Below are 17,715 nucleotides of genomic sequence, written 5' to 3'. Positions count from 1 at the left end.
ATTACTCAGCGGCTTCTACGAAGTCGTCTTGCTCAGCCTGAACTTCAAGGTTGCTTTCGCGACCTTTGTTTACTGCATCAGCAGCAGCATCAAGATACAGCTGGATAGCACGGATCGCGTCGTCGTTACCAGGGATGATAAAGTCAACACCGTCAGGGTTAGAGTTAGTATCTACAACACCAACTACAGGGATACCCAGGTTACGTGCTTCAGTGATTGCAATGTGCTCGTGGTCAGCGTCGATAACAAAGATCACGTCAGGCAGACCGCCCATGTCTTTGATACCGCCAAGGCTGCTTTCCAGCTTGTCCATTTCACGTTGCAGCATCAGCGCTTCTTTTTTGGTCAGCTTGTCGAAAGTACCGTCTTGTGCTTGTTGCTCAAGATCTTTCAGACGCTTGATAGACTGGCGAACTGTTTTCCAGTTAGTCAGCATACCGCCCAACCAACGCTTGTTCACGTAGAACTGGTCACATTTCTGTGCTGCATCTTTTACAGCTTCACCAGCCGCACGCTTAGTACCAACAAACAGGATTTTACCTTTCTTGGAAGCAACACCAGACAGGTAGTTCATTGCTTCGTTGAACAGAGGTACTGTTTTTTCCAGGTTGATGATATGAACTTTGTTACGGGCACCGAAGATGAAAGGCTTCATCTTAGGGTTCCAGTAGCGGGTTTGGTGACCGAAATGCACACCGGCTTTCAGCATGTCACGCATTGATACGTTAGCCATGATATTTTCCTCTTGGGGTTAGGCCTCCATATACCCCTTCCATCGATCCGCGCGGTCTGTGAAGTCCTTGCAGACACCCCGATGACAAGTGTCGGTATATGTGTGTTATTTAAAAAGTTAATTTACGAATATTGCGGTCCGGATAAACAGTGTTTTTCCGACTCTCACAAAACGCGGGCGCTTTATACCACAACAGGCCCCCATGCTCAAGTTTTAACGTCATCTGAGGCTGTCAAAATGCAGGATGACTATACAGTTGCGCTGTCAGACGTTACCATAATAGCAATCATGCGCCTGCCGTTTTAATTTGTGATAACTTCAAATACCTGAGTCAGGTATATCATCAGACTAAACACATTCCCGGCGCATTCCCGTTTTCTCTGTTATCAATAATCGAGGGTACAGTGGCAGCTATTATTAAAACCGCTGAAGAAATTGAAAAAATGCGCGTTGCCGGCAAACTCGCCGCAGATGTGCTGACGATGATTACACCACATGTGAAAAAGGGTGTAACCACTGACGAACTGAATACCTTATGCCACGACTATATTGTCAATGAGCAACAAGCGATTCCGGCACCATTAAACTATGGTCATCCACCGTTTCCAAAATCTATTTGTACATCGGTAAACCATTGTATTTGTCATGGCATCCCGTCGGATAAAAAACTTAAAGACGGCGACATCATTAATATTGATGTAACCGTGATAAAAGACGGTTACCACGGCGATACCTCAAAGATGTTTATCGTCGGTAAGCCCGCCATTCTGGCTGAACGCCTGGTGCGGGTAACGCAGGAGTGTTTATATAACGCCATCAAACAGGTAAAGCCCGGCATGCGTCTGGGGGACATTGGTCACCTTTGCCAGACACATGCTGAATCGCATAATTATTCTATCGTCCGTGAGTACTGCGGACACGGTATCGGTGCAGGTTTCCACGAAGAACCTCAGATTGTTCACTACGGCCGTCCGGGCACGGGTGATGAACTGGTTCCGGGTATGTGCTTCACAATTGAACCCATGGTAAATGCCGGTAAGCGCCACTCAAAAGTACTGCCGGATCAATGGACTGTGGTCACTAAAGACCGCAGCCTGAGTGCCCAGTGGGAGCATACTTTGCTGGTTACTGAAGACGGTGTTGAAGTACTGACGCTGCGTGAAGAAGAAGATTTGCCCAGAGTCATCAGCCACAGTTAATTCCGGCCGGTGAGTTTTTCCGACAGGCGTGTCCCGGCGCCTGTCTGTCTCCCTTAGTTATAACTTTTTCGACTAATTATTCACTTTTTAGCTCATTTTCATCACCTTTGCATAATGCGAAAATATGACGTTTCGTGTTATTGTTCGCCAGATTTTTCCTTTCTGAAGTAATAAAAGGCACATTTTGAGCTTACAAAGACTAATCGAACAGGCCGAAACCATCACCTCCGCTGAAGATATCGCAGGTATCAAAGCGTGTATTACTGCGTCTAACCAGTGGCTCGAAAGCGCGTTTGATACGACACCGGTGGATCAACTGGTCACCGGCCGTGCGAAGTTTGTGGATGCCATGCTTGCCCACCTCTGGCAACTGATGGGTCTGGATGTTGTATCCGGCCTGGCGCTTTGTGCGGTTGGGGGATATGGTCGCGGTCATCTGCAGCCGCATTCAGACATTGATTTATTAATTGTCAGTCACAAAAAGCTCAATAAAGATGTGCAGGAGCGCATCAGTCAGTTCATCACACTGTTATGGGATATCAAACTGGACGTGGGCCAGTCTGTCCGGACAGTGAAAGAAACACTGCAACTTGCAAAAGAAGATATCACGATTACCACAAACCTTGTGGAGAGCCGCCTGCTCACCGGTGACATGGATGTGTTTGAAACACTGTGGGATAAGCTGAACAGTCGCAAATCCCTTTCATCGAAAGACTTTTTCAAAGCCAAGTACGACGAGCAAATGGCCCGTCATGCCAAATTCAATGGCACGTCTTACAACCTTGAGCCTAATATTAAAGAGAACCCGGGTTGTTTGCGTGATATTCAGTCCATCGGCTGGGTCGCGAAGAAGCATTTCAAAGAATATGACGGCTTTAATCTGGTTGGACACGGTTATTTTACTGAAGAAGAACATGGCGAACTGATAAGCTGCCGCATGCACCTCTGGCGTATGCGTTTTGCTCTGCACCTTATAGCCGGACGCAGTGAAAACCGCTTACTGTTTGATTACCAGCCGGATGTAGCAGAAAAACTGGGATATGGCCGCGACGGAAAAGCATCAGTAGAAAAAATGATGCGGGACTTTTTCCGCATTATCCGCCGTGTGAGTGAACTGAATAAAATGCTGCTGCAACGGTTCCGCTACGATATGCTGAATCAGAGTGTACAGTCTGAAACGCCGGTTAACGCAGACTTCAAACTCCTGGACGGAATGATATCTCCTACCCGTTCCGGTGTATTTGATTGCCCGGAAGCTGTGCTGGATTTTCTCAAAGTCGTGGCCGACACTCCTGCAGTACAGGGACTGGACACCGATACCATCCGCCAGCTCAGGAATGTCCGCAGAAAGTTTGAAAATAACTACTACGTGGAACGGGAAGGTTGCAGGGAACGGCTGATGCTACTTTTCCGCCATCCCCACTTTTTCGATTTCGCATGGGATATCATGCATCAGTACGGCATTCTGGAATGTTACCTGCCGGAATGGGACAAAATTGTCGGCATGATGCAATTCGATTTGTTCCATGCCTACACAGTTGATGAGCACACCCACCGTGTGGTGAAAAATGTGAATCATTACTTCCAGCCGGAAAACATTGAATTTCCCCGGTGCGGCAGAATTGTCCGTAATCTGGACAAACCTGAGCTGATTTATATTGCCGCAGTATTTCACGACATTGCAAAAGGCCGTGGCGGCGACCACTCAGAACTGGGCGCTGAAGATGTGGCAAAATTTGCCGGATTACATGGCATAAAGCCGAAAGATGCAGAGCTGATTGAATGGCTGGTCGAAAACCACCTGCTAATGTCAGTGGTTGCCCAGCGTCGTGATATTTATGATCCGGATGTGATCAGCGAATTTGCCACCGCCGTGCGCAGTCATACCCACCTGAACCTTTTATACGTACTCACTCTGGCGGATATCCGCGCCACCAATGATAACCTGTGGAACGACTGGAAATCATCGCTGCTCAGAGAGTTGTATCTTATGACCCAAAAGGCACTGGACAATGGTTTGCAATGTCAGGTCACGCTGGACGACCGGGTAAAAGAACATAAACACACAGCGCGTATTATTCTGGACGCGCAGGGTGTGCCGGAAAACGATATTCAGTCGCTGTGGGATCGTCTGGAAGACGATTACTTTGTGCGCTTCAAGCCGGCGCAGATTGCCTGGCATACACTGGAGATTTTAAACGGGGAAAAATCCGTACTGGCAGATAATCCGGACGCTCTGGTGGTTAAGGCTAATGACAACTCCGCAAAAGGCGGCACTGAAATTCTCATTTACGGGCGGGACCGGAAAGCACTGTTCGCTCAGGTTGCCTCAGTCATAGACAGCAGAAACTGTTCAATTCACGATGCCCACATTACAGTCACCCGTGACGGCTATGTGTTTGACAGCATTCTGGTGCTGGAAAATGACGGTTCCAGATTAAGTGGTGAAAACCGTACGAAGAGTCTGGAGAATGCCATTCTTTCTCAACTGGAAAAGCCGGGACGGGCCCATGACAACAAGCGCAAACTTTCCCGCCAGATGCGTCAGCTGGATGTCCCCACGAAAGTCCGCTTTTTTACATTAAATGATGAAAGCACACTGATAGAACTGGAAGCGCTGGACGCCCCCGGGATTCTGGCTAAAATTGGCCATGCATTCGTGGATAAAAGCGTGGTGCTGAAACTGGCAAAAATTGCCACCATCGGGGAACGTGCCGAAGATATTTTTATTGTCAGCAACGACGCTGGCAAATCATTAACCCAGGAGCAGCAGGTTGCCCTTAAAAAGCAAATCCTGTTTAAACTCGATCAACTTGAAGACATCAACATATCATGACTGAATTGAAATCCATCATTGAAGATGCGTTTGAAAACCGTGACGCTTTGTCACCCTCTTCTGCGCCGGACGAAGTAAGACAAGCTGTTGCAGACGCTATCGCTATGCTGAACAGCGGTAAAGCCCGCGTAGCGGAAAAAATTGCCGGTGAGTGGGTTGTTCATCAATGGCTGAAAAAAGCGGTATTACTGTACTTCCGTCTTCACAACAATGACATTATTGATGGTGCTGAAACAACATACTTCGATAAAGTACCTTTAAAATACACCGGCTACACTGCTGAACAATTTGCCGCAGAAGGCGTACGTGTTGTGCCACCGGCTGCAGTACGTACCGGTTCATTTGTCGGTAAGAATGTGGTTGTGATGCCTTCTTACGTAAACATCGGCGCATTTGTTGATGAAGGTACCATGGTAGATACGTGGGCAACTGTTGGCTCGTGTGCACAGATCGGTAAAAATGTTCACCTGTCAGGCGGTGTAGGCATTGGTGGTGTACTGGAGCCACTGCAAGCCAACCCGACGATTATTGAAGATAACTGCTTTATCGGTGCACGCTCTGAAATCGTTGAAGGCGTGATTGTTGAAGAAGGCGCGGTAATTTCTATGGGCGTTTACATCTCCCAGAGCACCCGCATTTATGACCGTGAAACCGGCGAAATCACTTATGGTCGCGTACCGGCAGGTTCAGTTGTGGTTTCAGGTTCTCTGCCTTCTAAAGATGGCTCTCACAGCCTGTATGCAGCGGTCATCGTGAAGAAAGTGGACGCAAAAACCCGTGCAAAAGTAGGCATCAACGCCCTGCTCCGTGGCGTAGAATAATTCTGCGGATCACATAAATAAAAAGCGCAGCCGGGAGTATAAACTGACCCGGCTGCGCTTTTTTCGTTATAGCTGCCTGCTATAAACCCACTGACGGTGATTACACCACCAGTTCATCTTTGATCGATTCAACAAACGCCAGCACCGGCTTTTCCGGCTCAAAGCACTCAATAGCATCCACCTCCAGCATCTCAGCCACGGCTTTACCCTGCAATTCGCTGAGCAATTCAAACCACTGGCGTCCTGCTGCACAATACGTATCTCCGTAGCTGCTGTCACCTAACGCACAAACAGCGAAAGGTTTTCTGTCGAGCAACGGAAACTGGTCTTTCAAATCTGAAAATACAAATTCCAGATTCGGTGGCACATCTCCCTGTCCGGTTGTTGATGTGATCACCAGCAAAGCTCCGGCATTAGTCACATCTGAAACTTGCGGATCACTGCACACCTGACACTCGATGCCTTGCGCACTCAGGGATTCAGCTACCGTTTCTGCGGCATGCTGCGCATTTCCGTAAACACTGCCGGCAAGAATGGTTAATGCTGTCATATCAGCCCTCTTTAATCAGTCATTAAGTCACCTCATACCCGGCCAGGTTGCTGAGCATACTGGCAAAAGGCGCATGAGGCGTTGTATTGATGGTAACGGTTTTTCCCGTCACCGGATGTGAAAATTGCATTAAAGTACACGTAAGGGCTAATTGATTAAAACCAAACTGCTCCCGTGCAAATTTATTTTGTTTGCCATCACCGTGTGAGGTGTCACCGATGATGGGATGGCGTAAATGAACAAGGTGTCTGCGCAACTGATGTTTGCGTCCGGTAAACGGCCTCAGCGCCACCAGCGAATAACGCGCAGAATCATACCTTCCCACCGGCACAGGCACACTGAATTTTTTCATAACCGTGTATTCAGTTACTGCATGCTGCGGGGCTACGTCTTCTGCCCGGTGAGCATCGGCAAACTTGTCCCGTTTAAATGTGAGGGCATAATCGATTAAACCACAGCCATTCATCCATCCGCGCACAAGGGCCAGATAGCCTTTACGGATCTGTTTGCCCATCATTGCCTGCCCCAGCTGACTGGCGATCTGTCCGTTAAATGCAAATACCAGTACACCGGAAGTAGGCCGGTCCAGACGGTGAACCGGATAAACGTGCTGCCCCACAGTATCCCGTAGTTTCTGAACGGCAAATTCGGTTTCCCGCTTATCTATCGGGCTGCGGTGAACCAGCAAACCCGGAGGCTTGTCCATGGCAACAATGTGATCATCCCGATATAAAATCTTCACTGGCTGATGACCGGTTATCAATCCCGCTTCACTCACCACAAACAACCTCGTCAAGTTGCTGCAGCACCAGATGCAAATCTAACTCGCCCGGCAACGCAATCTGGGCTATAGGCAGTAAAGCCATATTGGCGGGTAAAGATTGTCCTTCCGCGATTAATTGCTGAAAACGGGGAATAAAAATAAATTGCAGCCATGCTTCAAAGGCCAGCGTATCGCGGGCGAAGGGCTGCGTACTTTGCAACGCTTCCGGCGCCGGTGCTGTTGACGACCAGTAGCCACCAGCTTTAAGGACTGTTTCCAAATCTTTCAGTAACAGACCAATGTGTTCAACCTGTGACATAACGGCTCTTTATGATGAAAAGCGGCCATTATAGAGTCACTGTTACGGTAGTAAAAGCCCCGGCACACCGTTATCATACCGCCTTTGTTTTCAGGTGGAGCAGTTCAGTATGTCCGGTCAGTCAGCCCAATCTATTCAAACACTCAGCGAATTTCTGCTTCACGCAGGAACGGACTTTCAATTGTTTGATTTAGGCCGCGGTGTACACCCTCTGGACACGCAGCAATTCCTTGAGATGGAAAGCGGCATGCGCCCCTGCCCCAGACCACGCCAGCAACACGCCTGGTTTGGCATTGTTTTCTGGTCGGGCAAGCCGGTAAAACATCATTATATCTGGTTTCTGAAGTTCCCGGTTGATGAGCGGGGTTTACTGGTCATGGCCGCCCGTAATCATTTTTTGCAAATTATTGTCGATGTGCTCGGTAGCAGTCCGGAAAATGAAAAGCAGGATACATTGCCGGATAATCCTTACTCTTTTGTGCCGGTACAGTCGCAGATGGCGCAGTTCAACGCCCTGACCCGAAATATGCTCGGCCTGCCGGCGGCGCCGGGCACAGATAAAGTTGCGCAGTATGTAAAAGCCCCGGCAGTCAGTGACTGGCGGGAACTCTCTGTACAGGCCATTGCCGATTATGCTACTACGCTGACATCAGATGACGCGGTCACCGCTGTAATAACTAACCTGTCACTTTTTCAGCAGGATTTTGTCAAGACACTGATGGAGAGTTGCGAACCCGTCGACCTGGCACCAACATTGAAACAGGCCATCGCCGTTTACTGTCAGGAAACGCTGATTGAGAACCCGGTAACGGGTCTGGCCGCATTGCGGGCACTGGCCAGCGAAACAGCAGATAAAACTGTCACGGCACTGTTGAAAGATTTACTGAACGGGGAACAGGCTGATATTCATCTGCTCAGCGTGATTGCCGGCCGCCACTATGCACAGCTCGATGAAACCCTTCTTGTTCGCTTTTTTGAAAATGCTGCCGCTATGGATGATAAAGAAAACAGGCAAGGCGCAGTATTTGGCGGTTTTTTCTCTGACCTGGTTCAGTTACCGGTGCTCAGATTACAGGTACTGACCCTGTTGAGAACGGATACGTGCAGCGAAAAGCTGAAACTGGCCTTCGGGCGGTTGTTTAACCAGGCACAGAAGCAGTAAACAAATGACTTTAGGTGAATTAACTTTATTTCTGCTGATTGGATTTGCGGGCTTTCAGTTCTGGCGGATACGCAGCATTTCAGAGGCGGCATTCGAACACGCGCGCCTGTACTGCGACACGCATCATCTCCAGTTGCTGACACTGGCCCGTCGCTCCACACGACTGACTTTCAAATATGCTAAGCCAGACTGGCATTCACGATTTGAGTTTGAATTTTCCGGAAACGGAGAAGACAGATATACAGGAGAAATGGAAATGGTGGGAAAACGGGTACTCAGAACGCAATTACCGCCTTACCGCGTATAAAAACGCAAAAAAAGCGATAGCCCGACGCTATCGCTTTTTCTGAATTTTGAGCGTCCTTCTCTGCGATCCATTGCAACTTTCACCGTCCAGTAAAAATCCGTATGCGCCCCTTTCCTTCTTTTCCTGCGTCATCCTGAGCAGGCCACTCTGTTCCGTGAGCGGATCCCTTTCCATTTTTCCTGTAGTAACTACACATCCTTCGTGCAGCATTCTTCAATCCCTGAAGTTGTCCATTGCGTTCATCATGAACGCTATCCTTATCCCTTAATCCATATTAACCACTCATCCGTGCAGTGGTAATCCCCGTTCCTGAGGTTGTCCCTGATGCGCTTTCCTTCGCGCTTCCAATGTCCTTTTGACCACAATCCCCGTGGTATTCTTCATCCTGAAGTTGTCCCTGACGGTCATCCTGACCGTATCCCTTTTCCGTTCTCCTGAAAACTGGCTCTTCCTGAGTCAGTATTCCGTTCCTTCGGTTGTCCGCAGTTCATCCATGAGTGTCGTAAAGTTCATCCCTGACTCGTCGTGTTTCCCTGTGACATGATTAATAGTACTGATCCTGTAGATCTGTGCTACATGCTTTTTTCAATTATTTTCACCGTCATAAATCTGTCATTAGCGGCATTAGCAAAAAGTCTAACAAAAACAGCAACTTTATACTTTGGTATAATAAAAACGTCATAAAAAAAACTTCAAAGTCCTACACTTTTGTAAGACATGTCTTACAAACTTTTGGGTAATGTCTACCGGGGGAATTCTGCGAAAAAACACCGGTAGCAGAATAGTGATGAAAAAAAGCGCAACCATCAGGTTACGCTTTCAAAACAGGGAGATAGAGGCTAAGTGATCAGACCAGCGGCTTCGGCTTAAAGAGGATCTCTCCGGTAACGTCAGACACTGTGATCACCGAGATCTGTTGATAGAACCCGCTTCTGAAGAACTTCAGGTATTTGGGCAAGCTCACAAAAACGCCCACCCCTTCGCTGGATGAGTCTTCATTTACGATACTGTCTATCGCCCCCATTAATACATGACCCAGACCATGATGCTGATGGTCCGGATGGACGGCAATAAAAGACACCATATGATAATGTTCAGCGGGCATTGCACTACGGATCTTCTCTTCTTTCTCAACCATAGCACGGGTACTGAAATAGCCTGCTGTCAGCAGCATTTTCAATCGCCAGTGCCAGAAACGCCCGCTGGAAAAGCTGCTGCCGGGTTTCGTCAGACAAGTGACAGCCAGCAAGCGACTGTCTTCGAACAACCCTATCATAGGTTGACCTGCATCCCAGAAGGCATCCAGCTCTTCTCTGATGGCACTACGCAGACGGCCTTCATAGCCTTCTTTTTCTGCCTGAAAGATGTCCATGAACAGAGGATCATCATGATAGGCGTTATAAAGAATGGAAGCGGCTACTTTCAGATTGTCGGCAGTAAGGAATACTGCACGCACGTCTTCGATATGTACATCTGACTCAAGAACGGTATTCATGGGACGATCTCCTGTAAATGAGAACAGGCGGATGCACTACTGACGCCTGACAAACAGTTATAGCCTGTTTTTTAATCACTTTACAGAAGAACGGCTCATTTGTTAACTAAAAGTTAATTCACACTATTCAGCGGTTCAGAGCTGGTTGTAAGCACCGTCACCCCAGCCCGTAAGAACACCGTCACGGAATACCAGAGGCGTACATTCGTCTTTAGATGTGACACCGTCATCCATGGTGCGTTGAGTACGGTAGAACAGTACGCGGTAAGCGTGATCATTCTTATCGTGCATTTCGTTAAAGTCGGCTACACCCATTTTGCGGACAACCGATTCATAGGTCATACCGGTTTCTAACTGCGAAACATGCTTACGGTTATTGTATTCACGATCCTGCCAGTCTGAAGAATAATGTCCGTCATCTCCGCCTACAGAGATAACACAACCGGTGAGTGTGAACGGTGAAATAAGAGCAGCGGCCAGAATGAGATGTTTCATTGTAATCCTTTTTATAAAAATAATTTCAGTGGTTTTATTAACACCTTAAGAATCAAATTTCAGACCACAAATTAACTCACTGATTTTGTTTAACATTATAAAATCCAGTAAAGTAAGCCTGGTTAACATTTAGTGTATTACACTATTAACTGGTGCTTTATACTATTCCCGAAAACTCTGTATTCTCAGTAACCGAAGTAAGGAAAAATGATGTCTCAGGCCGATCAGTCACAACAGCTCGTTATGCTTTGCCACAAAATGCACCAGGAAGGTTTGCAGCCCGGCGTAGGGTTGTTGCGCGCGCGGGCTCCTTTCAAAGTCTCAGTGACGCAGGCTATCGATGCGATAAAAGCCTGGAATGCCAGCAGCAAAATGCCGGCAACACCAGCTTCAGATGCCGGCGACCGGGTCGCTGCGCTGGAAAAACGTGTCAGCGAAATGGAATCGGCTATTGCGATACTTGAACAACGTCTCGCACAATTGAGTGATAAAACAGCGTAAAGATTAAGTGCGCGGGGTAAGCGCCGACAGAAAATCAGCCATTGAAGGGGCAAGCACCTGCTCAGCACGTTTGCCAACTCTCTCCAGCAATACCTCACCGGTGCTATTGTCCAGTGAAATCAGGTAGTCATCGTCGTCTGTGAGTGCGAAGAATAACGTAGCAGGCTGTTTCAGGCGACGTTTCATCATAATGTGCCCGATGAGATTTTCCTGAAGTCTTTCGAAATCTTCATCGCTGCATACCTGCAGCAGTTCACAGTTGCCCTGCTCCGCTTTTGCCGGTATATGAAAGCTGAAGTAGCGGGTAAACCAGGTAACAAAATCAGCGTGTAATTTAATATCCAGCGCCTCTTCCAGACCATTAAAGTTATTGTTGCCTGTTTGCTTAACAGGTTGCCAGTTTACCACTTCACCATTCTCAGCATTCCGGGAATAACACGGTGAAGGCCAGTCTTTATCAAATTCAATCGTCAGAAATTCGGGATTTTGTGACCCGGCGGTAAGGCATTGCTGAATAAAAGCATCTAAACTTTGTGTTAATTGGTCGGGCATTTCGGTGGCCTTTTGGTTACACTGAGGACCTGCTTCATTCTGGTTTTATCAGATTGCGGGCCCGTTGACTTTTCTGCCCGCTATTTTAAGGTTGAATCACACATTATGACAAACCCAAAGCCTTTCAAGGTGCCTTCGGATCTTTCCCTTGGAAAAACGGTTGAATATGAAACGTCTTACAATCCTTCATTGCTGCAAGCTGTACCACGCAGCCTGAGCAGAGATACACTGTCATTATCAGCGGAAACCCTGCCTTTTCAGGGCTGCGATATTTGGACCGGTTATGAATTGTCATGGCTGAACAGCAAAGGTAAACCCTGTGTGGCGATTCTTGAATGCAGAGTGCCGGTCACGTCTCCTTCATTAATTGAGTCTAAATCTTTCAAGCTCTACCTTAACAGCTTTAATCAGTCGAAATTTGATGATGCAGAAGCAGTAAAGGACGCCCTGACCAGAGATCTATCTGCCTGTGCCGGAGAAAATGTTGATGTCACAGTTATCCTGCCAGACGCATTCAACGCGCTGGGAATGGAAGAACTGTCAGGGCATGTGATTGACGATCTGGATATTACGGTGACGTCATATTCTCCTGACAGCGGGTTATTAACTACAGAAAATCAGGATGTTGCCGAAACAGTAGTCAGTCATCTGCTTAAATCGAATTGTTTAATCACAAATCAGCCAGATTGGGCTAGTATTCAAATCAGGTACAGCGGAAAACAAATCGATCACGCATCGTTACTGAAATATTTAATTGGTTTCAGACAACACAATGAATTCCATGAACAGTGCGTTGAACGAATATTTTGCGACATTATGAGCCAGTGTAAGCCGGAAAAACTTACTGTCTTTGCCCGTTATACCCGACGGGGAGGACTGGATATTAATCCGTTCCGGTCGAATTATGAAACTGCAGGTTTAAACACCCGTTCGGCTCGCCAATAGTGGGCGGTCACTCCGCCGGTATGCAAAGGAAAATGATGGATTCTAAGCAACTATCTTCATTAGCTTCACATAATGAGACGCTGGTACAGTTCATAATACGGTTAAGTTCCTTTTATGAGGGTTTGTCAGCCGAAACAGATAAAGAATTGCGGGTTCTGCGGGGACACTTGTCCGGGAAGCCTGATTTTACTCTCGCCACGGTCAGTATTAACAAGCTGAACACCCATATCCAGCATGCTGACACATCAGTGAAACAGCACACCCAGCTTACCGTTAAAGAACTTGAAAAGGCGATCAAACAGTTTCAAAGCACATTTCAGCAGAATAAGACATTGCGTCAGCAAAGTGCGCATTTACTGATTGCCGCTCAACAGCCCGTCGATAACCTGTTTCAGCTGCAGTCATTGTGTCTTAAAGCAATCAAACTGTTCTCTCTTGTGTCTGCCGAAGCCGTTGAGGAAAACGCCGGCTCATCTCCCCAATTGCACAAAAAGCCTGAAGCACGGACGAGCGGTTCACTGTTTGAAGAAATTCAGAACGAACTGAGTCAGCTCATCGACAGCTACGCAAAAAAGCAACCTGATGAACCGAAGGTCGTTGATTTGCGCACGAAACTGGAATCGCAACTTTCTGAAGAAGAGCTGCTGCAGACCTGTATTATCGTTATCAGGCTGGTAGTTACGGAATCCATGCATGAGGCAACCCTGTCCGGACGTATGATCTACCGTATCCATCACGCGTTAGGCGGGATTCAGGAAGGTGTTGAAGCCAGTATGGCTTCGTCGGGCAAAGCCTTTGAAGCGCGAAACGCCAGTGCGGATGACATTGCCAGCCAGCTGACGGAAATGGGTCAGACCGTTCAGGACTCTGATTCACTGGAAAAACTGAAAACGCAGGCTCAGGCACACATTACGTCTATTTCTACGGCCGTGGCTAACCGGAAAGAGGCAGACAATAAGGAACAGCAGGCACTGATGGGCTTGCTGAGTGCGATGCAAACGCAAATGGAAACCCTGCAGCGTCAAACTCAGGTTTACCGTCGCAAGCTGGCTGAGCAGACTGCATTTAGTCATACTGATCCTCTTACCCGCCTGCCAAACAGACTGGCTTACAATGAACGCTTCAACCGCGAGTATGAGGATGCCCTGAATGACAACCGTGCGTTATCACTCGCTGTGATTGATATCGACTTTTTCAAATCTATTAATGATCGTTTCGGCCACCAGGCCGGTGATAAAACCTTGCAGGTGGTGGGACATCACCTGAAAAAACAGCTTCACGGTGATGAGTTTATTTCCCGCTGGGGTGGTGAGGAGTTTGTGATGATCCTGCCATTTATCGAAACCTCAGCGCTGGAGAAAAAGCTGGATGACATGCGGGAGTCTCTGTCCCGTTTACCTTTCAAATTTAAACAGGAAAAAGTCAGTATAACCGCATCATTCGGTGGTACCTGCCTGCGTGAGAACGATGAACCTCATTCCATGTTTGAGCGGGCCGACGAATTACTCTATCAGGCGAAAAAGAACGGCAGAAATCGCGTTGTAGTCGAATAGGACTGTGATATGAATAAAGTGCAACTGAACCCGGTAGGCTGGATGAGCCAGCTGTCACAAGATGAAGTCGCCAGACTTCAGGACACCACTAACAGCAAGTTATTCGATGTTTTTAAACGATGTTGTCTCGCAGTCCTCAACAGCGGCGTAGACGAAGACAATTTCGAACTGCTCTTTGCACCATACGACGACTTTGATATTCGCCTGATACGACGTGAGCGCGGAGTCAAAATAGAGCTGATTAATCCCCCTGAGGTTGCCTTTGTGGACGGCAAGTTGATGCGTGGCGTACATGAGCATATATTCGCGGTGCTTCGTGATTTACTGTTCATGGGCAATAAATACGCTTTTGTTCATGAAAAAGCGCCCACAGAAGGCAGTGCTGTTACCGACATGGTGTTCGATATGCTGCGTCACGCCCAGGCACTGGAAGGCAATGATGAACTGAATACCATTGTCTGCTGGGGTGGCCATTCCATCAGACAGCACGAATATAAATATACCAAGGAAGTCGGATACCAGCTGGGTCTGAGAGAAATGAATATTTGTACCGGCTGTGGTCCCGGCGCCATGAAAGGGCCGATGAAGGGTGCTGCCATCGGCCACGCCAAACAGCGCTATTCCAAAGGGCGTTACATTGGCATTTCAGAGCTGGGCATTATTGCTGCCGAGCCGCCAAATGCTATCGTCAATGAACTCATTATCATGCCGGATATAGAAAAGCGTCTTGAGGCTTTTGTTCGTCTTGCACACGGCATTATCATCTTCCCGGGTGGCGTGGGTACAGCAGAAGAATTGCTGTACCTTCTCGGTATTTTGATGAACGACCGCAACGCCCAGCAGCCTTTCCCTGTCATTCTTACCGGTCCCGCTGAATCAAGAGTCTGGTTTGAAGCGATAGACGAGTTCATTGGTGCAACACTCGGTAAAGAAGCACAGGATAAGTATCAGATCATTATCGATGATGCCGCAGAAGTCGCCCGTACGCTCAGCGCCGGTTTGAAAAAAGTAGAAAATTTCCGCCGCGCAATGGGGGATGCATTCAGTTTCAACTGGTCGGTGCGTATCGATGAGTCATTCCAGATGCCTTTCGAGCCCACTCACGAGAGTATGGCTGCCCTTCCTCTGCATACTGATCAACCGGTTTCAGAAATAGCGAAAGTACTGAGACAAGCCTTTTCCGGTATTGTCGCCGGTAACGTAAAAGCGGACGGTGTAAAGCAGATTAAAGAACAGGGGCCGTTCCGTCTTACCGGCGATCCCGCCATGATGGAACGTATTGATACGCTGTTGCAGTCATTTGTATCACAACAGCGAATGAAGTTGCCCGGTTCGGACTACGTTCCCTGCTATACAATTAATGCCTAGTTCCGGTTAAAGCTTGTTACGATTTAGTCGTTACAGTTGAACGGTGTTTTAAGGTACACTGAGGGCAATTCGCAGTTAAAAGTGAAAAAGGATGAATGGCAAGGTTTTAAAACTGATTTTGCTGGGCGCATGCGCCTACGCCCTCTTTGTTTTTCTGGTAATGTCATTTTACCCTGACAAGCCGGAAAATATGGACTGGCAGGATCGGGAAGAATACAACAAGGTTCAAATCACCAAACTGAAGTTAGGTGCCACCCGTGAAGAAGTACTTGCCTTGCTCGGGTCTCCGGACATTACCGAAGCAAAGATGGACTCAGGCACAACTATTCAGGTGATGTTTTACCGTACTCAACATGTCAGAGCTGATGGCCTGACTACTCAGGATGAGTGCACGCCTTTGTTGTTTGAGGGCGATCAGTTAATCGCCTGGGGAGAAGGTGCCTATCAGAGTTATCTGAAGTCATAACTCCCCTGCAATGCATAGTGTCATTGAAGATCTTGTAAACCATATTCATCAAACCGGCCTGCTGTTTACGCAGGCGTGTTCTCCCGCAGAAATAACCAGGCAGAGTCTCTCTCTGGCCATCCGGCTAATTAAATCCGGCCGCACATTACCCGACTCGCTTCTTGCCATTACATCGCTTCCGCAGGCCTCTTCTGCTCACAATCTGTTGCCACAACGTGCAGCTTGTTTAATGACCTTTCTGGGCCTTAAGTTTCAACTTAATGATCACTATCTTCAGCACCTCGTAGCCGCTACTTTCGCCGTTTGCAGCCTGAAAAACAATGCTGAACAACAAGAAGGTTGTCAGCTTTTCTGGCGGGAGAAGCGACTGCTTTTTTTTTCCGGTTTACTGAAACTTCAAAAAGTGGCTCAGGCACCAGCCCCCCACCGTTTCCTGCATCCTCACCGGTTAAACGAAGAACAATCGCTGTTTATCTCCGTCATTTCACTGATTAAAAATCAGCAGGGCTCAATGGTAAGCAGGTTGAAACCGGTTATTCCCCGCACTAATGAGAGGGAACAGCACCGGTTTGAATGTTTACTGAAGTATCCCGGCGAATTTATGCCCGGCTGCGCAGTGTCTTTTCCTAATGGTGAAGGTGTCTTCCTGTTCACTTTAACGTCCACCACAGGTGCTGTATTGACAGGGTCCGGGGATGTGGAGGAGAAACACCTTCGTCAGATTAAAATAACACGCTATCAGGCTTTGTCTCTGAATGAATGGCTATCAGAAGTAAAGGCCTGCGATGCGGCTTTTAAACCTGCCGTCAGACAACTGATACCCGATACCTACCCTGTGAGTCGTTTACCCGGTGATCTGCAGACTATCATTACGAGTTTGCACGATACCAATACCGACATTCATAAGCTCTCGCGCAGGCTTTCACGCATGCCGGTATTTTCAGACTATCTGAAGAAAACGGCCAGTCTGGACAACCGGCTTCAGTTACCTGTGAAAGACGTTAAACAAGCCATTATGACTTACGGCCTTACCCGGGTGGGCGATATGCTAATCATGCGGGCACTGAACCAGCGTCTGCACCAGCGGCACTTCCCGCAGCTTGCTGTTTGTATCCGGTTCGCTGAACTTGTTGCTGCGATTGCATCAGAACTGGCTGAGAGGAGTAATGTTAAGCAGACACCGCAAACAGCAGCTTTGATTGCCACCTTTATAACAGCACCTTTGTTTACCTTGCATGCACTAAAGGTTATTAAACACTGGCCGCTTCAGCGGCAGCGGTTGTATCAACTAACGGCATTGCAGGAGACGGAGACCCAGCCCCTCCCGGCCCTGTCTGCTTCGCTGGCGAAACAGTGGCAACAGCCGGCGCGCTATCAGGCTGTTATCACCCATTGTTCAACGTTACCGGCTCATGTGCCTGAAGCGGTACGGGCAGACGCAGCTTTAGCCGGACTCAGTATATTACTGGCTAACAAATGGCTGTTTGGTGGCGCTGAATGTGAGAATACGAAGCTGTTTAAAAGTCAGGCGTTACAGAGTCTGAAGCTTACGCCATCCTCTTTGTCAGAAATAGCCGGCGTCACCAGCTACCTGATGTGGTTACCTCTTCGCCAACGCTCATAGCCAACATTCATGAAATTTATGGCGAG

Annotated in this window: 18 protein-coding genes; 11 read left to right on the top strand and 7 right to left on the bottom strand. The window is 48.0% G+C overall.

Annotated elements, in window-relative coordinates:
• Nucleotide 1: 1 nt before the first annotated feature.
• A complete protein-coding gene (rpsB, locus tag DS731_RS06070; RefSeq protein WP_119500484.1) occupies nucleotides 2-733 on the bottom strand; it encodes a 30S ribosomal protein S2 in 732 nt (243 codons plus the stop codon).
• Between the two features lie 404 nt (nucleotides 734-1,137).
• Here rpsB and map point away from each other — a divergent pair, with 404 nt between their 5' ends.
• The 3 genes from map to dapD all read left to right on the top strand — a co-directional run bounded on the left by map (nucleotide 1,138) and on the right by dapD (nucleotide 5,589).
• Nucleotides 1,138-1,932: a type I methionyl aminopeptidase gene (gene map, locus DS731_RS06065; protein WP_119500482.1), complete on the top strand. Its 795-nt coding sequence runs from the start codon at nucleotides 1,138-1,140 to the stop codon at nucleotides 1,930-1,932.
• Nucleotides 1,933-2,116: 184 nt separating this feature from the next.
• The gene (glnD, locus tag DS731_RS06060) at nucleotides 2,117-4,768 is read left to right on the top strand and encodes a [protein-PII] uridylyltransferase (protein ID WP_119500481.1); all 2,652 of its coding nucleotides are present in this window, start codon (nucleotides 2,117-2,119) and stop codon (nucleotides 4,766-4,768) included.
• Complete coding sequence (dapD, locus tag DS731_RS06055; RefSeq protein WP_119500480.1) at nucleotides 4,765-5,589, top strand: 2,3,4,5-tetrahydropyridine-2,6-dicarboxylate N-succinyltransferase; 825 nt, start codon at nucleotides 4,765-4,767, stop codon at nucleotides 5,587-5,589. Before glnD ends, dapD begins: the two co-directional genes overlap by 4 nt.
• Before the next feature lie 100 nt (nucleotides 5,590-5,689).
• On the opposite strand, the gene DS731_RS06050 is transcribed toward dapD, so the two are convergent.
• From DS731_RS06050 to DS731_RS22020, 3 genes are read right to left on the bottom strand one after another with little or no spacing between them, the layout of a single operon-like run.
• Nucleotides 5,690-6,139 carry a flavodoxin domain-containing protein gene (locus DS731_RS06050; RefSeq protein WP_119500479.1) on the bottom strand — a complete coding sequence of 150 codons (450 nt, stop codon included), beginning with the start codon at nucleotides 6,137-6,139 and terminating at the stop codon, nucleotides 5,690-5,692.
• A gap of 22 nt (nucleotides 6,140-6,161) precedes the next feature.
• Nucleotides 6,162-6,935, bottom strand: a complete 774-nt coding sequence (locus tag DS731_RS22025; RefSeq protein WP_232373495.1) for a pseudouridine synthase — start codon at nucleotides 6,933-6,935, stop codon at nucleotides 6,162-6,164.
• Nucleotides 6,910-7,221 (bottom strand): YqcC family protein, encoded by a 312-nt coding sequence (locus tag DS731_RS22020; protein ID WP_181013655.1) that lies wholly within the window; start codon nucleotides 7,219-7,221, stop codon nucleotides 6,910-6,912. The genes DS731_RS22025 and DS731_RS22020 overlap by 26 nt, the downstream gene beginning before the upstream one ends.
• 109 nt (nucleotides 7,222-7,330) lie before the next feature.
• Here DS731_RS22020 and DS731_RS06040 point away from each other — a divergent pair, with 109 nt between their 5' ends.
• Both DS731_RS06040 and DS731_RS06035 read left to right on the top strand, forming a co-directional pair.
• Nucleotides 7,331-8,383 carry a DUF3549 family protein gene (locus DS731_RS06040; RefSeq protein WP_119503326.1) on the top strand — a complete coding sequence of 351 codons (1,053 nt, stop codon included), beginning with the start codon at nucleotides 7,331-7,333 and terminating at the stop codon, nucleotides 8,381-8,383.
• A 4-nt stretch (nucleotides 8,384-8,387) separates the two neighbouring features.
• Nucleotides 8,388-8,690: a DUF3301 domain-containing protein gene (locus tag DS731_RS06035; protein ID WP_119500478.1), complete on the top strand. Its 303-nt coding sequence runs from the start codon at nucleotides 8,388-8,390 to the stop codon at nucleotides 8,688-8,690.
• 847 nt (nucleotides 8,691-9,537) lie between these two features.
• On the opposite strand, the gene DS731_RS06030 is transcribed toward DS731_RS06035, so the two are convergent.
• Both DS731_RS06030 and DS731_RS06025 read right to left on the bottom strand, forming a co-directional pair.
• Nucleotides 9,538-10,185: a GNAT family N-acetyltransferase gene (locus DS731_RS06030; RefSeq protein WP_119500476.1), complete on the bottom strand. Its 648-nt coding sequence runs from the start codon at nucleotides 10,183-10,185 to the stop codon at nucleotides 9,538-9,540.
• A gap of 135 nt (nucleotides 10,186-10,320) precedes the next feature.
• Nucleotides 10,321-10,680, bottom strand: coding sequence for a DUF3192 domain-containing protein (locus DS731_RS06025; protein WP_119500475.1), 360 nt, complete (start codon nucleotides 10,678-10,680; stop codon nucleotides 10,321-10,323).
• 207 nt (nucleotides 10,681-10,887) lie between these two features.
• Between DS731_RS06025 and DS731_RS06020 the strand changes: the two genes are divergently transcribed.
• Nucleotides 10,888-11,181, top strand: coding sequence for a hypothetical protein (locus DS731_RS06020; protein ID WP_232373494.1), 294 nt, complete (start codon nucleotides 10,888-10,890; stop codon nucleotides 11,179-11,181).
• Nucleotides 11,182-11,184: 3 nt separating this feature from the next.
• On the opposite strand, the gene syd is transcribed toward DS731_RS06020, so the two are convergent.
• Entirely contained in the window at nucleotides 11,185-11,733 is a 549-nt protein-coding gene (gene syd, locus DS731_RS06015) for a SecY-interacting protein (protein ID WP_119500474.1), read from the bottom strand.
• Nucleotides 11,734-11,835: 102 nt separating this feature from the next.
• Here syd and queF point away from each other — a divergent pair, with 102 nt between their 5' ends.
• The 5 genes from queF to DS731_RS05990 all read left to right on the top strand — a co-directional run bounded on the left by queF (nucleotide 11,836) and on the right by DS731_RS05990 (nucleotide 17,689).
• Complete coding sequence (gene queF, locus DS731_RS06010; RefSeq protein WP_442858452.1) at nucleotides 11,836-12,678, top strand: NADPH-dependent 7-cyano-7-deazaguanine reductase QueF; 843 nt, start codon at nucleotides 11,836-11,838, stop codon at nucleotides 12,676-12,678.
• Nucleotides 12,679-12,800: 122 nt separating this feature from the next.
• Nucleotides 12,801-14,231, top strand: a complete 1,431-nt coding sequence (locus DS731_RS06005) for a GGDEF domain-containing protein (RefSeq protein WP_161599109.1) — start codon at nucleotides 12,801-12,803, stop codon at nucleotides 14,229-14,231.
• Between the two features lie 9 nt (nucleotides 14,232-14,240).
• Nucleotides 14,241-15,599: a nucleotide 5'-monophosphate nucleosidase PpnN gene (gene ppnN / locus DS731_RS06000; protein ID WP_119500472.1), complete on the top strand. Its 1,359-nt coding sequence runs from the start codon at nucleotides 14,241-14,243 to the stop codon at nucleotides 15,597-15,599.
• A gap of 91 nt (nucleotides 15,600-15,690) precedes the next feature.
• Nucleotides 15,691-16,065 carry a DUF3192 domain-containing protein gene (locus DS731_RS05995; protein WP_119500471.1) on the top strand — a complete coding sequence of 125 codons (375 nt, stop codon included), beginning with the start codon at nucleotides 15,691-15,693 and terminating at the stop codon, nucleotides 16,063-16,065.
• A gap of 10 nt (nucleotides 16,066-16,075) precedes the next feature.
• A complete protein-coding gene (locus tag DS731_RS05990; RefSeq protein WP_119500470.1) occupies nucleotides 16,076-17,689 on the top strand; it encodes an HDOD domain-containing protein in 1,614 nt (537 codons plus the stop codon).
• Nucleotides 17,690-17,715: the final 26 nt, after the last annotated feature.

Source organism: Alteromonas sp. RKMC-009, assembly GCF_003584565.2.
In the GTDB taxonomy this organism is placed as follows: domain Bacteria; phylum Pseudomonadota; class Gammaproteobacteria; order Enterobacterales; family Alteromonadaceae; genus Alteromonas.
This window is presented reverse-complemented; position numbering and strand designations above follow the sequence as displayed.

Coding starts and splice junctions, on each gene's coding strand:
- rpsB (WP_119500484.1), bottom strand. CDS start 733: ATGGCTAACGTATCAATGCGTGACATGCTGAAAGCCGGTGTGCATTTC.
- DS731_RS06030 (WP_119500476.1), bottom strand. CDS start 10,185: ATGAATACCGTTCTTGAGTCAGATGTACATATCGAAGACGTGCGTGCA.
- DS731_RS22020 (WP_181013655.1), bottom strand. CDS start 7,221: ATGTCACAGGTTGAACACATTGGTCTGTTACTGAAAGATTTGGAAACA.
- DS731_RS06050 (WP_119500479.1), bottom strand. CDS start 6,139: ATGACAGCATTAACCATTCTTGCCGGCAGTGTTTACGGAAATGCGCAG.
- DS731_RS06040 (WP_119503326.1), top strand. CDS start 7,331: ATGTCCGGTCAGTCAGCCCAATCTATTCAAACACTCAGCGAATTTCTG.
- DS731_RS06020 (WP_232373494.1), top strand. CDS start 10,888: ATGATGTCTCAGGCCGATCAGTCACAACAGCTCGTTATGCTTTGCCAC.
- DS731_RS06025 (WP_119500475.1), bottom strand. CDS start 10,680: ATGAAACATCTCATTCTGGCCGCTGCTCTTATTTCACCGTTCACACTC.
- DS731_RS05995 (WP_119500471.1), top strand. CDS start 15,691: ATGAATGGCAAGGTTTTAAAACTGATTTTGCTGGGCGCATGCGCCTAC.
- ppnN (WP_119500472.1), top strand. CDS start 14,241: ATGAATAAAGTGCAACTGAACCCGGTAGGCTGGATGAGCCAGCTGTCA.
- DS731_RS05990 (WP_119500470.1), top strand. CDS start 16,076: ATGCATAGTGTCATTGAAGATCTTGTAAACCATATTCATCAAACCGGC.
- syd (WP_119500474.1), bottom strand. CDS start 11,733: ATGCCCGACCAATTAACACAAAGTTTAGATGCTTTTATTCAGCAATGC.
- dapD (WP_119500480.1), top strand. CDS start 4,765: ATGACTGAATTGAAATCCATCATTGAAGATGCGTTTGAAAACCGTGAC.
- DS731_RS06035 (WP_119500478.1), top strand. CDS start 8,388: ATGACTTTAGGTGAATTAACTTTATTTCTGCTGATTGGATTTGCGGGC.